Origin of the sequence: Streptomyces glomeratus (assembly GCF_021462825.1) — a bacterium.
Lineage (GTDB): Bacteria > Actinomycetota > Actinomycetes > Streptomycetales > Streptomycetaceae > Streptomyces > Streptomyces glomeratus.
Window position 1 is genome coordinate 342,921 of the sequence record NZ_JAKEEB010000003.1, and the last position, 13,023, is coordinate 355,943.

At 73.6% G+C, this 13,023-nt stretch carries 11 protein-coding genes and 2 pseudogenes; 6 read left to right on the forward strand and 7 right to left on the reverse strand.

The annotated features are described in order from the left end of the window. Nucleotides 1–82: 82 nt before the first annotated feature. The 4 genes and pseudogenes from LZ604_RS05385 to LZ604_RS05400 all read right to left on the reverse strand — a co-directional run bounded on the left by LZ604_RS05385 (nucleotide 83) and on the right by LZ604_RS05400 (nucleotide 3,712). A pseudogene (locus tag LZ604_RS05385) lies at nucleotides 83–716 on the reverse strand (response regulator). Between the two features lie 70 nt (nucleotides 717–786). Next, nucleotides 787–2,067: a sensor histidine kinase gene (locus LZ604_RS05390; protein WP_234512997.1), complete on the reverse strand. Its 1,281-nt coding sequence runs from the start codon at nucleotides 2,065–2,067 to the stop codon at nucleotides 787–789. 14 nt (nucleotides 2,068–2,081) lie between these two features. Then, nucleotides 2,082–2,801 (reverse strand): ABC transporter permease, encoded by a 720-nt coding sequence (locus LZ604_RS05395; RefSeq protein WP_234512998.1) that lies wholly within the window; start codon nucleotides 2,799–2,801, stop codon nucleotides 2,082–2,084. Next, nucleotides 2,801–3,712, reverse strand: coding sequence for an ABC transporter ATP-binding protein (locus LZ604_RS05400; RefSeq protein WP_234512999.1), 912 nt, complete (start codon nucleotides 3,710–3,712; stop codon nucleotides 2,801–2,803). Before LZ604_RS05400 ends, LZ604_RS05395 begins: the two co-directional genes overlap by 1 nt. A gap of 265 nt (nucleotides 3,713–3,977) precedes the next feature. Between LZ604_RS05400 and LZ604_RS05405 the strand changes: the two genes are divergently transcribed. Genes LZ604_RS05405 through LZ604_RS05415 form a run of 3 tightly spaced genes read left to right on the forward strand, consistent with a single transcriptional unit; the run spans nucleotide 3,978 to nucleotide 6,987 of the window. Further along, nucleotides 3,978–4,871, forward strand: coding sequence for a MaoC/PaaZ C-terminal domain-containing protein (locus LZ604_RS05405; RefSeq protein ID WP_234513000.1), 894 nt, complete (start codon nucleotides 3,978–3,980; stop codon nucleotides 4,869–4,871). Nucleotides 4,872–4,918: 47 nt separating this feature from the next. Then, nucleotides 4,919–6,004 (forward strand): Zn-dependent alcohol dehydrogenase, encoded by a 1,086-nt coding sequence (locus LZ604_RS05410; protein WP_234513001.1) that lies wholly within the window; start codon nucleotides 4,919–4,921, stop codon nucleotides 6,002–6,004. A gap of 32 nt (nucleotides 6,005–6,036) precedes the next feature. Then, entirely contained in the window at nucleotides 6,037–6,987 is a 951-nt protein-coding gene (locus LZ604_RS05415; protein WP_234513002.1) for a 3-oxoacyl-ACP reductase, read from the forward strand. A gap of 205 nt (nucleotides 6,988–7,192) precedes the next feature. Here LZ604_RS05415 and LZ604_RS05420 read toward each other — a convergent pair whose 3' ends face one another. Beyond that, nucleotides 7,193–7,354 carry a hypothetical protein gene (locus LZ604_RS05420; RefSeq protein WP_234513004.1) on the reverse strand — a complete coding sequence of 54 codons (162 nt, stop codon included), beginning with the start codon at nucleotides 7,352–7,354 and terminating at the stop codon, nucleotides 7,193–7,195. A 317-nt stretch (nucleotides 7,355–7,671) separates the two neighbouring features. Continuing rightward, nucleotides 7,672–8,934 (reverse strand): annotated as a pseudogene (locus LZ604_RS05425) (hypothetical protein); the annotation flags it as partial. A 403-nt stretch (nucleotides 8,935–9,337) separates the two neighbouring features. On the opposite strand from LZ604_RS05425, the gene LZ604_RS05430 reads away from it, so the two are divergent. The 3 genes from LZ604_RS05430 to LZ604_RS05440 are packed head-to-tail and all read left to right on the forward strand — an operon-like array spanning nucleotide 9,338 to nucleotide 12,315. After that, nucleotides 9,338–10,237 (forward strand): Nif3-like dinuclear metal center hexameric protein, encoded by a 900-nt coding sequence (locus tag LZ604_RS05430; RefSeq protein ID WP_234513006.1) that lies wholly within the window; start codon nucleotides 9,338–9,340, stop codon nucleotides 10,235–10,237. Then, nucleotides 10,234–10,977: a zinc ribbon domain-containing protein gene (locus LZ604_RS05435; protein WP_234513111.1), complete on the forward strand. Its 744-nt coding sequence runs from the start codon at nucleotides 10,234–10,236 to the stop codon at nucleotides 10,975–10,977. Before LZ604_RS05430 ends, LZ604_RS05435 begins: the two co-directional genes overlap by 4 nt. Nucleotides 10,978–10,989: 12 nt before the next feature. Further along, nucleotides 10,990–12,315, forward strand: coding sequence for a bifunctional RNase H/acid phosphatase (locus LZ604_RS05440; RefSeq protein ID WP_234513007.1), 1,326 nt, complete (start codon nucleotides 10,990–10,992; stop codon nucleotides 12,313–12,315). A gap of 32 nt (nucleotides 12,316–12,347) precedes the next feature. Here LZ604_RS05440 and eda read toward each other — a convergent pair whose 3' ends face one another. Next, a complete protein-coding gene (gene eda, locus LZ604_RS05445) occupies nucleotides 12,348–13,010 on the reverse strand; it encodes a bifunctional 4-hydroxy-2-oxoglutarate aldolase/2-dehydro-3-deoxy-phosphogluconate aldolase (RefSeq protein ID WP_234513008.1) in 663 nt (220 codons plus the stop codon). Nucleotides 13,011–13,023 lie beyond the last annotated feature (13 nt).

Consider the following 13,023-nt stretch of genomic DNA (forward strand, 5'->3'; position numbering starts at 1 on the left):
CTTGGTTTTCCGGCGTTCCGGCGGGCGGGGCCTCATCGGGCGGCGGACGTCGCGCACGGCCCGTCGGGCGATGCTCGGCGTTCTAGAGCCACCCCTGCTGCCGGGCCTCCCGCATCGCCTCCATGCGGTTGCGGGTGCCCGTCTTGCCGATGGCGGAGGAGAGGTAGTTGCGCACGGTGGACTCCGAGAGATGGAGCCTCGCGGCGATGTCCGCGACCGTCGCCCCGTCCACGGAGGCGTTCAGCACGTCGCACTCGCGGGCGGTCAGCGGGCTGGGACCGGCGCTGAGGGCGGCCGTGGCCAAGGCCGGGTCGACGACCGTCTCCCCGGTGAGGACCCGCCGTATCGCCGCGGCCAGCTCCTCCACCGGACCGTCCTTGACCAGGAAGCCCGCGGCGCCCGCCTCCATGGCGCGGCGCAGATAGCCGGGCCGCCCGAAGGTGGTGAGGATCAGCACCCGGCAGTCCGGGGCCTGCTCGCGCAGCACGGCCGCCGCGTCCCAGGCCGCTCATGCCCGGCAGCTCGATGTCCAGCAGGGCCACATCGGGGCGATGGGTCAGCACGGCGTCCACGATCGCGTCGCCCGCCGCGATCTGCGCGACGACCTCGATGTCCTCCTCCATGCCGAGCAGCAGGGCGAGGGCGCCGCGCATCATGCCCTGGTCCTCGGCGAGCAGCACGCGGATGGACGGGGCAGGCCGGTCGTCCCCTGGCATCTCGTTCACGGCCCCATCGTAAGGAGCAGCCCACGCCTCCCGGGCCGGACGGGCGGCGGGGGCCGGCCGGTCACGTTCCGCCGGGGGCCGTGGAAAGCGGCACCCTCGTCTCCTGTGCGAGGTCCGCGCCGTCCACGGGGAGTTCGGCGGTGACCGTGAAGCCGCCGCGTGGCGACGGGCCGGCCCGCAGCGAGCCGCCCGCCGCGGCGAGGCGCTCGGTCAGGCCCTTCAGGCCGGTGCCGCCGGCACCCTCCGAAGCGGGCCGCGAAAAAGCACCCTCCCCGTCGTCGACGACCTTGAGCCGGACGCGTTCGGAGGTGCCCTCGATGGTGATCTCGCAGTGCGCGGCACCGCTGTGGCGCACGGCATTGGTGACCGCCTCCCGCACCACCCAGCCGAGCAGGGCCTCGGTCTGGGGGGCGAGGGGCGGCCCCGACCGGCGTACCCGGGGTTCGATGCCGGCGGCCGTCAGGGCCGAGCGGGCGCCGTCCAGCTCCGCGGCGAGGCTCCCCTCCCGGTAGCCCGTCACCGCCTCACGGATCTCGGTGAGCGCCTGACGGCCCACCGACTCGATGTCCGTCACCTGCGCCAGCGCCGCCTCCAGGTCCCGGGGGGCCAGACGGCGGGCCGCCTGCGACTTCACGACGATCACCGACAGGGTGTGGCCCAGCAGGTCGTGCAGATCGCGGGAGAAGCGCAGACGCTCCTGCTCCACCGCGCGCCGGGCCAACTCCTCGCGGGCGGCGCGAAGATCCCTCACCGCCTCGGCCAGGGAGAGGATCGCGGCCGTCACCATCGTCGACAGGAAGGTGCCGTAGGTGATGGTGACCCAGTCGCCGCCGTCGCCGCGCACGGCGGTGACGGCTCCGGCCAGGGCGGCGACACCCATGCCGGTCTTCCCGAGCCAGGGACCCCGCACGATCGCGCCCGTCGCCAGGCCCAGCAGCGGGAAGAACAGCAGCCAGCTGCCGCCGTATCCGATGGCCAGGGCGCAGGTCACCACGCCCAGCAGCAGCAGAGCCACCCGTGTGGACCGCGCCTCGCGCCTGCACTTGTCGAAGGCGCGGAAGGTCACGTAGATGTAGAGCGAGTTGAAGGTGAGCAGGCCCAGACCGCCGATCCACGGGTTCGCGGTCTTGCCCTGGAAGACGTTCGAGAAGGCGCCCAGCCCCATCAGCAGCCAGGGCAGCAGGGTGAACCCGCTGGACGGCGGGCCCGGGTGCTCCGGCGCCTCTCCGCCCTTCCGGGCCGCCTTCTGCCCGGCCCGGAACCGCCGCATGTCCGCCCTGTACTCCTCACGCGCGAGCTGCCACGCGGTCCAGTGCCGGGAAAACCCGCGCCACGAGGACATGTCCCGCCCCCCGTTCAGATGGTCGCCGCGCTGCGGCGGTACGACAGCACGGCGTACGAACCGAACGCCGCCAGCCAGGCCGCGAGCACGAGGATCGCGGCGAGCGCCGGGGCGTGCCCGTCGGCGACCGCCGTGCCGAGCTGCGCGAAGCGGCGGGTCGGGGTGTACGCGGACAGCTCCCGCAGCCAGCCGGGGAACAGGTCGACCGGGAACCACAGACCGCCGAGCACCGCGAGCCCCAGGTTGCAGACCAGGTTCGCCACGCCCGTGGTCTGCGCGGTCAGCCGGTAGCCGTTGCCGAGCCCGAGCAGAGTGAAGGGGATCGAGCCGAGCCACAGCAGCAGCGCGATCGCCGCCCACTGCCAGGCGGCCAGCCGTACGCCGTTGACCAGGCCGCCCGCCGCGAGCACCGCGACGATCGCGGGCAGTACCGTCACCGAACCGGTCAGCGCCCGCCCGGCGACCACCTGGCGCGGCGTCATCGGGGTCACCCTCAGCTGCCGCAGCCAGCCGATCGCCCGGTCCTCGGCGACCCCACCGCCGGTGTTGAGGGCCGAGCCGACCGCGCCGTAGGCGGCCATGCCCACCATGGACGCCGTCTTCCAGCCGGTGCCGCCGTCGCCGCCGATGTTGGTGAACAGCAGGTACATCATCACCGGTACCGCGATCCCGCCGATCACAAAGCCGGCGTCACGCAGGGTCCGGCGCACCTCGAGCCGCAGGTAGTCCACCATCACACCGTCTCCCTCTCGTGTGCCGTCAGGGCCAGGAACGCGTCGTCCAGCGACGCCGGCGCCACCTCCAGGCCGCGTATCGCGCCCAGCTCGGCCAGGGCGATCACCGTCGCGTCGGAGTCGTCGGTGCGCAGCAGTGCCCTCCCCCCGCGCACCTCCAGCGACCGCACACCGGGCAGCAGGGTCAGGCCCTCGGTGCCACGGCCCGCCAGGTCGATGGAGACCAGGTTGCCGCCCGCGGACCGCCGCAGCTGCTCGCCGGTGCCGTCCGCGACGATCCGGCCGCGGTCGATGACGACGATCCGGTCGGCGTACGCGTCCGCCTCCTCCAGGTAGTGGGTGGAGAACAGGACGGTGTGACCTTGCCGGGCGTAGGTCCGCATCGCATTCCAGAAGGCGTGCCGGGCCTCCACGTCCAGGGCCGCCGTCGGCTCGTCCAGTACGAGCAGCGAGGGGTTCCCGGTGAGCGCGACCGCGAAGCGCACACGCTGCGTCTGTCCCCCGGAGAGCCGGTCCACGCGCCGCCCGGCCAGCTCGGTGATCCCGGCGAGTTCCAGCGCCCGGGCGACGGGCATCGGCTCGGGGTAGCGCCCGGCCACGAACGAGACCAGCTCGCGCACGGTGACCCGGGGCACGGCTCGCGTCTCCTGCAGCATGGCGCCCACCCGGCCCGCGCGCACCGCCCGCTCGGGGGGCGTGCCGTACAGCTCCACCGTCCCCTCGTCGGGCTCGCGCAGGCCCAGCAGCAGCGAGATCGAGGTGGATTTGCCGGCGCCGTTGCGGCCCAGGAGGGCCACCGTCTCGCCAGGCATGATCTCCAGGTCGATGCCGTCGAGGGCGCGGACGGCGCCGTAGGTCTTGACCGCCCCCGTGAAGGACACCGCGGGTGGCGTCCCGGTCGTTTTCGTCATGACCACGACGCTACAAGCGCCGGAAGCCGTCCGGCAGATGCGCTTGTACGGGCTCCGGCAGGACAAATGTCACCGCCCACTGTATCTGACGAAGTGTCAGGGGCTGGCGTCGTGAGCCTTCACAACCGGCGGGCGCTGGGCTATACAGGGTGCGCCGTACTGGAACGCGTTCTAGAACGGGCGGGTTCCGCGGCCCCGTGGCGACCTCGGTGCGGCCGACGGTGCGGACGGCCGCGCCGAGGTCCTGGACCCTGCAAGGAGACCCATGCCCATCGACGCAGCCAAGGCCCTCGCGGCCGAGCCCCGTACCGGCGAGATCTCCTGGAACTCCAAGGACGTCCAGCTCTACCACCTCGGCATCGGCGCGGGCCTGCCCGCGACGGATCCCGACGAGCTTCGCTACACCCTGGAGTCCCGGCTGCACGTCCTGCCGAGCTTCGCCACGGTCGCAGGCTCCGGCTCGCCCGGTGTGATCAAGAGCCTGTCCATGCCCGGCATCGAAGTCGACCTCGCGCGCGTCCTGCACGGCGGCCAGACCCTGACTTTGCACCGGCCCGTCCCGGTGGCCGGGACGGCGACCGCCACCGGCCGTATCGCCGCCGTGTACGACAAGGGCACGGCGGCGATCCTCGTGATGCGCACCGAGGTCGCCGACACCGACGGCCCGCTGTGGACCAACGACGCCCAGATCTTCGTACGGGGAGAAGGCGGCTGGGGCGGCGACCGCGGCCCCTCCACCCGCCCCGACTCTCGGCTTCGCTCGAGCGGGGGGACCCCCACCCAGCCTCCCACCGGCGACCCCGACAAGACCGTCGAGCGGCCGGTCCGCGAGGACCAGGCCCTCCTGTACCGCCTCTCCGGCGACTGGAACCCGTTGCACGCCGACCCCGAGTTCGCGAAACTCGCCGGGTTCGAGCGGCCCATCCTGCACGGCCTGTGCACCTACGGCATGACGCTCAAGGCGGTCGTCGACACACTGCTCGGCGGCGACGTGACCCGGGTGCGGTCCTACCGCACGCGCTTCGCCGGGATCGTGTATCCGGGCGAGACCCTGCGTATCCGCATGTGGCGGCAGAACGGCGCCGTGCGGGTGGCCGTGAGCGCCGTCGAACGGGACGACGCGCCCGTCCTCGCCGACACCGTCGTCGAACACACCTGAGAGCAGCACGCCCCAGCCACCGAGTCGTCCTCGAGGGGAGCCGCACCATGCGCGCAGCCGTACTGCACGAGATCGGCCAGGACAAGCTGGAGGTCCTCGACGACGTCGAGGCGGCCGGCTTCGGTCCCGGCAAGGTGAGGATCCGGGTGCGCGCCACGGGCCTGTGCCACTCGGACCTGTCCGCGATGAACGGCGTGCTGCCGCAGCCGGCCCCCTTCGTGCCGGGACACGAGGGCGCGGGCGAGGTCCTCGAAACCGGCGAGGGCGTGAGCCATGTGAAGGCCGGTGACCGGGTCGTGGTGTGCTGGCTGCCCGCCTGCGGCGCGTGTCCCGCCTGCAAGCGGGGGCAGACCGAGCTGTGTCTCGCCGGATTCATGAACGCCGCAACCCCCAACTTCCGGCTCACCGGCGGTAGTTCTTCCGACGTGTTCGGCTTTGCGGGCACCGGCACCTTCGCCGAGGAGGTCGTCGTCGACGCGGGCTGCGCGGTGCCCATCCCCGACGACGTGCCCTTCGACATCGCGGCCCTGATCGGCTGCGGGGTCACCACAGGACTCGGGGCCGCCCTCAACACCGCCGAGGTGGAGGCCGGCTCGTCGGTCGCCGTCATCGGCTGCGGCGGCGTCGGTATCTCCGCGATCCAGGGCGTGCGGCTCAGGGGCGCCGCCGAGATCGTGGCCGTCGACCCGGTCGCCTCCCGCCGTGAGGCGGCCCTGTGGTTCGGCGCCACCAGGGCCGTCGCTCCCGACGCCCTGCCCGACGCCAAGCAGCAGGTGACGGGCGGCGAGGGCTTCGACTACGTCTTCGAGGTCGTCGGAAAGTCGGCCACCGCCCGGACCGCGTACGAGAACACCCGGCGCGGCGGCACCCTGGTCGTCGTCGGCGCGGGCGCGCTGGACGACTTCCTCCGGCTCAGCATGTTCGAGCTGTTCTTCGACGAGAAGCGGATCCTGCCGTCCCTGTACGGCGGCGGAGACGTCCTGCGCTCCTACGAGCGCACGATCGCGCTGTGGCGGGCGGGCCGGATCGATCTGGAGGGCCTGATCACGCACCGGGTGCCGCTGGCCGGGATCAACGAGGCGCTCGACCGGATGCGCACCGGCACGGCGCTGCGCACGTGCATCGACATCTGAACCTTCGACCAGCGTGACGGGAGCTGAGCCCGATGTCACTGCCCCTTAAGGGACGGACCGCGATTGTCACGGGGGCCGGGCGGGGCCTCGGCCGGGCGGAGGCACTGGAACTGGCCCGGCTCGGCGCGTCCGTCGTCGTCAACGACTACGGACAGCCCGGGCGCGACGGCTCCGGCGCGGCCTCCGTGGTACCCGCAGAGGAGGTCGCCGCCGAGATCCGCGCGGCCGGCGGCCGGGCCGCCGCGCACAGCGGGGACGTCGGGGACCACGAACAGGCCCGCGCGCTGGTGGAGTTCGCCGTCGAGCAGTTCGGTCCGCTGGACATCCTCGTCAACAACGCGGGCATCCTGCGCGACCGCATGGTCTTCTCGATGTCCGAGGACGAGTGGGACTCGGTGATCCGCGTCCACCTCAAGGGCCACTTCAACACCACCCGCTGCGCCGCCGCGCACTGGCGGGACCGGGTCAAGGCGGCCGGAGGTCCGGTGTACGGGCGGATCGTGAACACGTCCTCGGAGGCCTTCCTGGCGGGTTCGGCCGGTCAGCCCAACTACGCGGCGGCCAAAGGCGGGATCGTCGGGCTCACGACCTCGACCGCGCACGCCCTCGCCAAGTACGGGGTGACGGCGAACGCGATCTGTCCGCGCGCCCGCACCCGGATGACCGAGGACGTCTTCACCGGCGCCGAGCGGCCCCCCGAGGGCCTCGACCCGCTGGCCCCCGAGCATGTGGCCCCGCTCGTCGGCTATCTGGCCTCACCGGCCGCGGCACAGGTGAACGGGCAGCTTCTCGTGGTGCACGGTGGCATGGTGGCGATCGTCGAACGGCCCCGGGTGGGGGCCAGGTTCGACACCAAGCAGGACGCCTTCACCTACGAGGAACTCGACGCGCTGCTCACCCCGCACTACGCGCAGCGGCCCCGGGGTGAGACGTTCGCGGCCGTCGAGGTGCTCGGGCTCAGGCATACGGCGGCGGATCGCTGAGCGGTCGCCGAGCGATCGCCGAGCCCATCGTCGAGCGGTGCCGTCCGTTGGCTGTCCGTCGGCTGTCCGTCGGCCGTCCGTCGGCACTGGGAGCCGTGCGCGGAACGGCCCCGCCCGTCGTGGGACGGGGGGGCCGTGTCCGGTGCGGTGACCGGCGCGCTCACCGTGGTGGACGAGCGGTCGGTTCAACGCCGTCTCGTGCCGGTCAGGCCGCGGTGCCGGTGTCCTCCGGCTGCGCGGACGGCTTGCGGTGCCGACCGTGCGGCGCCGCCTCGTGATCCTCGGCGGCGCCCGGGCCACGGTGCCGGCCGTGTCCCAGGTCCTGGGCCTCGGCGGACAGCGGCGATGCGGTGCTGGTGTCGCTCATGAGAAGTGTTCACCCCGTCAAAACATGATCCTTCGTACAGCCGGGCGAGTCTAACGGGCCGCGGTGACAGCCGTGCCGGGGGCTACGAGGACGGTCGTGTCGGGGGCCTCGAGGACGGCCGTGCCGGAGGCGGTGGGGGCCGGTGGTGTGGGGACCGGTGGTGTGGGGGCCGCCAGACGTGTCTGCGCGAGGGCGCGGCGCAGAAAGACCCCGGTCGACGCGGGGGCCTTGCGGGGGCGTGGCGGGGACGGGCGGAGCAGCGGGGCGGGTGGCAACGGGGTCTGTGGCAACGGTCCCTGTTGCAAGGGTGCTTGTGGCAACGGAGCCTGCTGCAAGGGCACCGGCCGCACCGGCCCCGACCCCGCTGATTCCACGTCCACTGATTTCACGTCCGCTGATTTCAGGTCCGCCGACTCCGCGTCCGTCGATTCCGCCTCCGCCCATCCCGGCCTAGCCGATTCCCACTGCGCCGATCCCGGCAGCGGACGCGGTGCTTCGGGCCACGCGGAGTGTGGGGCGGGCCACTCGCCCGGTCCCCGCGCCGAAGGCCCGGCCATCGCCGCGAGTGGCTCCAGCCGTGCCACTCCGCACCGCACCCCATCCGTCGTGAACGGCAGCAGCAGCACCCCCTCCCGGGTCCAGAGCCCCGTTCCCGCCAACCACCCCTCGGGCGCGGCGAGATGCAGGACCCGACGGTGCGCGGGGCGCCAGACCCCGACCCAACTGCCCGCCGCCCCATCGACCCTGAGCGCCACCGCACAGCTCTCCGGTGTGAGCACCTGTCCCGGCTGGATGGCGAACGGGGTCACCGGGCAGTCCAGGCCCAGGCAGTCGGGAAAGCGCACCGGCAGCGTGCTGCCCAACACTCCCCAGCCGAGCCGCTCCCGGCCGGGTGAGGGGGCGTCCGAGCCGATCAGCAGCAGCCCGCTGTCCGGATCCGCGAGCAGCAGCCGGTCATGGCTGCCGTCCGCGATCTCCAGCAGCGGCGACACCTCCCCCCGCGCCAGATCCACCACCACCGTCTTCGTGGGACCCCCGTCCGCCGTGCGGTCCAGGGCCAGCATCCGGCCGGTACGGTCCAGCCATACCCCGCCCGAGCAGTGCCCGGGCAGCTCCGCCAGGCGCTCGGGTCCGCCCGCCCCGCCCGCCACCAGCCACACCGTTGTGGAGTGCGGGCCCACCGCGAGCGCGAACGCGCGGTCCCCCGTCGGCGCGGGCGGCAGCAGCCGCAGCCGGGTCTCCTCCCAGGGGCCGCCCACCGCGCCCAGCGGCAGCTCCCCGGTCCCGGGCCCGGCCGGATACAGCAGCGAGAACACGTGGCGCCCGTCCACGAGGCGATGGATCAGCACGCGGCCGTCGGCCAGCGGCTGCACCTCGGTGCCGGGTTCCTCCGGCTGGTTGCCGGGCAGCGGTACGGCGTACGGCTCGGGGCCGTCCAGGGTCCAGCGCTCCGGGTACCAGGACTCGCCGTCCAGGGCGAGGCGGGCCGCGTAGGACCCGTCCGCGGTGATCACGCATCCGGGCCGGGCCGCCCACTCGGTTCCGTCCGCCGTGGCGGACGTGTAGGCACAGGCCGTCATCGTTCGGTCACCTCCGGCGACGAAGCTAGTTTCGTACGCACGGACGTGGCATGCGAGGACGGGCGTTTCACACATAAGGGTGTTCGTGCGGCCGATCGCCTGAGGAAACCGGGGCGGGTGTGCTGCACGAAGGGGCGCGCGTGACGCCCGTACACAACCCCGCCCCTCCCTCCCCCGGCCTCCCTCACCGGCCTCCGCCGCCGCCTCGGCATCCGACGGCCGCCGGATCCTGCCGCCTGCGCGTCCCTGCCGCCTGTGCCCTCCGGCTGCCTGAGCCCCTCGGCTGCCTGCACCCCCCGGCCGCGGGCCTCACCCGGCCGCGGGGGGAGGCCTCCGGAGCCCGGCCTGCGGAAATCACCCGTGACCGGTGGGGCAGGGACCCGGGGCAGGTAGCCTTTTCCCCGTGCCCCGTCTGTCTGAAGTCATCGCCGCGCTGGAGACCCTGTGGCCCGCCGAGCGGGCCGAGTCCTGGGACGCGGTCGGCACCGTCGCCGGCGATCCGGACCAGGAGATCTCCCGCGTCCTCTTCGCCGTGGACCCGGTCCAGGAGATCGTCGACGAGGCGGTGAAACTGGGCGCGGACCTGCTGGTCACCCATCACCCGCTCTATCTGCGCGGTACGACCACGGTGGCGGCCTCCACCTTCAAGGGCCGCGTCGTGCACACCCTGATCAAGAACGACATCGCCCTGCACGTGGCCCACACCAACGCGGACACGGCGGACCCGGGTGTCAGCGACGCGCTCGCCGGCGCACTCGACCTGCGGGTCGTACGCCCCCTCGTACCGGACACGTCCGACCCGGAGGGCCGCCGGGGCCTCGGCCGCGTCTGCGAACTCGACCACCCCCTGCCCCTGCGCGAGCTGGCCGCCCGTGCCGCCGAGCGGCTGCCCGCCACCGCGCAGGGCATCCGGGTGGCCGGCGACCCCGAAGCCGTCATCCGCACGATCGCGGTCAGCGGCGGCTCCGGCGACAGCCTCTTCGACGAGGTCCGCGCGGCCGGCGTCGACGCCTTCCTCACCGCGGACCTGCGCCACCACCCGGCGTCCGAGTTCATGGCGGGGCGCGCCCACCGTCCTCTCGCGCTGCTCGACGCGGCGCACTGGGCCACCGAATGGCCCTGGTGCGAGCTGGCCGCCGCCCAGCTCGACGAGATCTCCGACCGGCACGGATGGGACCTGCGCGTCCACGTCTCCAAGACGGTCACCGACCCCTGGACCGCCCACGCGGCGTCCGCCGACGCCCTTCCAGGGAGCGCTTCGCGCGCCCCCTCCGATACGAAAACCCCTGGAGCCCCCAACTGAACGCCGCGCCCGCCGACCAGATCCGACTCCTCGACGTACAGGCTCTGGACGTGCGTCTCCAGCAGCTCGCCCACAAGCGGAAGTCCCTGCCCGAGCACGCCGAGATCGAGTCGTTGACCAAGGACCTCACGCAGCTGCGCGACCTGCTGGTGGCCGCGCAGACCGAGGAGAGCGACACCGCCCGCGAGCAGACCAAGGCGGAGCAGGACGTGGACCAGGTGCGCCAGCGCGCCGCCCGTGACCAGCAGCGCCTCGACTCGGGCGCGGTCACCTCCCCGAAGGACCTGGCGAACCTCCAGCACGAGATCGCCTCGCTCGCCAAGCGGCAGGGCGACCTGGAGGACGTCGTCCTGGAGGTGATGGAGCGCCGCGAGTCCGCGCAGGAGCGGGTCGCCGAGCTGACGGAGCGGGTCGCGTCCGTGCAGTCGAAGATCGACGACGCGACCGCGCGCCGGGACGCGGCCCTGGAGGAGATCGACGGCGAGGCCGCGACCGTGGCCAAGGAGCGCGAGGTCGTCTCGGGCTCGGTGCCCGCGGACCTGCTGAAGCTCTACGACAAGCTGCGCGGGCAGCAGGGCGGCATCGGTGCGGCCAAGCTGTACCAGCGCACCTGCCAGGGCTGCCGCCAGGAGCTGGCGATCACCGAGCTGAACGAGATCCGCGCGGCCGCCCCCGACACGGTCGTCCGCTGCGAGAACTGCCGCCGCATCCTGGTGCGCACGTCCGAGTCCGGCCTGTAAGAGGCGTTGCGCGTGCGGGAGTTCATCGTCGAGGCCGACGGCGGTTCCCGGGGCAACCCGGGGCCCGCGGGGTACGGCAGCGTGGTAAGGGACGCGGCGACGGGTGAAACGCTCGTCGAGCGGGCCGAGTTCATCGGGACCGCCACCAACAACGTCGCCGAGTACCGGGGGCTGCTGGCCGGGCTGCGCGCGGCCCATGAACTGGACCCGGCCGCTCGGGTGCATGTCCGTATGGACTCCAAGCTGGTCGTGGAGCAGATGTCGGGCCGCTGGAAGATCAAGCATCCGGCGATGAAGCCGTTGGCGATGCAGGCGGCTGCCCTCTTCCCGGCCGGACAGGTCACCTACGAGTGGATCCCGCGCGAGCGGAACAAGCACGCGGACCGGCTCGCCAACGAGGCGATGGACGCGGGGAGCCGGGGGGAGCGGTGGGAAGCCGCCCGGTCCACCGCGGAGCTGGACACCCACCGGGTGACGGCCCCCGAGCCGGCCGGCCCGCCGGGCGACGCGGCCGCGGGCGCGGCCCGCGCCCGTGCGGCCCTGGCAGCCGCCACCGCCGCCCCGGCCGCCACCCGCGAGGCCGCCCGTCCCGGCGGTTCGGCGACGACTGCCGCCGGCGGGGCCGCCGAGGCCGCCGAGGCCGCTCACGGCGGTGGTTCCGCGACGGCCGATGTGCGGGCCGCCCGCAACGTCGCCTCGGCCCCGCCCGATCTCGGCACCCCCACCACCTTCGTGCTGCTGCGGCACGGCGAGACCCCGCTCACCCCGCTCAAGCGGTTCTCCGGCAGCGGTGGCAGCGATCCGTCGCTGTCCGACGTGGGCCGGCGCCAGGCGGAACTGGCCGCCGGTGTGCTCGCCGCGCGGGGAACCGTCCAGGCCGTCGTCTCGTCACCGCTGGCGCGCTGCCGGGAGACCGCAGCCATCGTGGCCGACCGCCTCGGCGTGCAGGTGGACGTCGACGACGGGCTGCGCGAGACCGACTTCGGCGCCTGGGAAGGCCTCACCTTCGGAGAGGTCCGCGAGCGGTACCCGGACGACATGGACGCCTGGCTGCGCGACGCCGAGGCCGAGCCCAGCGGAGGCGGAGAGAGCTTCGAGGCCGTCGCCCGCCGGGTCGCCGCCGCGCGGGACAGGCTCGTCGCCTCGTACGCGGGCCGCACGGTGCTGCTCGTCTCGCATGTCACGCCGATCAAGACGCTGGTCCGCCTCGCCCTCGGGGCACCCCCTCAGGCGCTGTTCCGCATGGAGCTGTCGGCGGCCTCCCTGACGGCGGTGGCGTACTACGCGGACGGCAACGCGAGCGTCCGCCTCCTCAACGACACGTCCCACCTGCGCTGAGCGGGCGGCCTGCGGGTCCGCCCGCCGAGCCGCTACGCCCGCAGCGCGGCGGCCTCCCGAGCCAGCCCCTCGATCCTCGCCCAGCCCCGCGCCTCGATCGCGTCCTGTGGAACCATCCAAGTCCCGCCCACGCAGACGACGTTGGGCAGCGCCAGGTACTCCGGGGCGTTCACCGGGCCGATCCCGCCCGTCGGACAGAACCGGGCCCGTGGCAGCGGTCCGGCCAGCGACCTCAGGAACGCCGTGCCGCCCGCCGCCTGCGCCGGGAAGAACTTCATCTCCGTGACGCCCCGTTCCAGGAGCGCGACGACCTCCGAGGCCGTCGAGACCCCTGGCAGGAACGGCACCCCGGACGCCTGCATCGCCGTCAGCAGCGCGTCGGTCCACCCCGGGCTGACCAGGAAACGAGCGCCCGCCGCCACGCACTCGCCGACCTGCGCGGGAGTGAGCACCGTCCCGGCCCCGACCACCGAGCCCTCGACCTCCGCGGCGATCGCCCGGATCGCCTCGAGCCCGGCCGGCGTCCGCAGGGTCACCTCGATCGCGGGCAGCCCGCCGGCCACGAGGGCCCGCGCCAGCGGTACGGCATCGGCGGCGTCCGTCACCACGACCACGGGGACGACGGGGGCGAGGCCGAGGACGGAGGCGGGGGAGGGAGACGAGGGCAGGGGTGAGGAGGGCAGGGGCGAGGTCATGGCCTCATCCTGC

Excerpts from the sequence above, each read along its gene's own strand:
- LZ604_RS05390 (WP_234512997.1), bottom strand. The coding sequence starts at position 2,067 with ATGTCCTCGTGGCGCGGGTTTTCCCGGCACTGGACCGCGTGGCAGCTC.
- LZ604_RS05395 (WP_234512998.1), bottom strand. The coding sequence starts at position 2,801 with ATGGTGGACTACCTGCGGCTCGAGGTGCGCCGGACCCTGCGTGACGCC.
- LZ604_RS05400 (WP_234512999.1), bottom strand. The coding sequence starts at position 3,712 with ATGACGAAAACGACCGGGACGCCACCCGCGGTGTCCTTCACGGGGGCG.
- LZ604_RS05405 (WP_234513000.1), top strand. The coding sequence starts at position 3,978 with ATGCCCATCGACGCAGCCAAGGCCCTCGCGGCCGAGCCCCGTACCGGC.
- LZ604_RS05410 (WP_234513001.1), top strand. The coding sequence starts at position 4,919 with ATGCGCGCAGCCGTACTGCACGAGATCGGCCAGGACAAGCTGGAGGTC.
- LZ604_RS05415 (WP_234513002.1), top strand. The coding sequence starts at position 6,037 with ATGTCACTGCCCCTTAAGGGACGGACCGCGATTGTCACGGGGGCCGGG.
- LZ604_RS05420 (WP_234513004.1), bottom strand. The coding sequence starts at position 7,354 with ATGAGCGACACCAGCACCGCATCGCCGCTGTCCGCCGAGGCCCAGGAC.
- eda (WP_234513008.1), bottom strand. The coding sequence starts at position 13,010 with ATGACCTCGCCCCTGCCCTCCTCACCCCTGCCCTCGTCTCCCTCCCCC.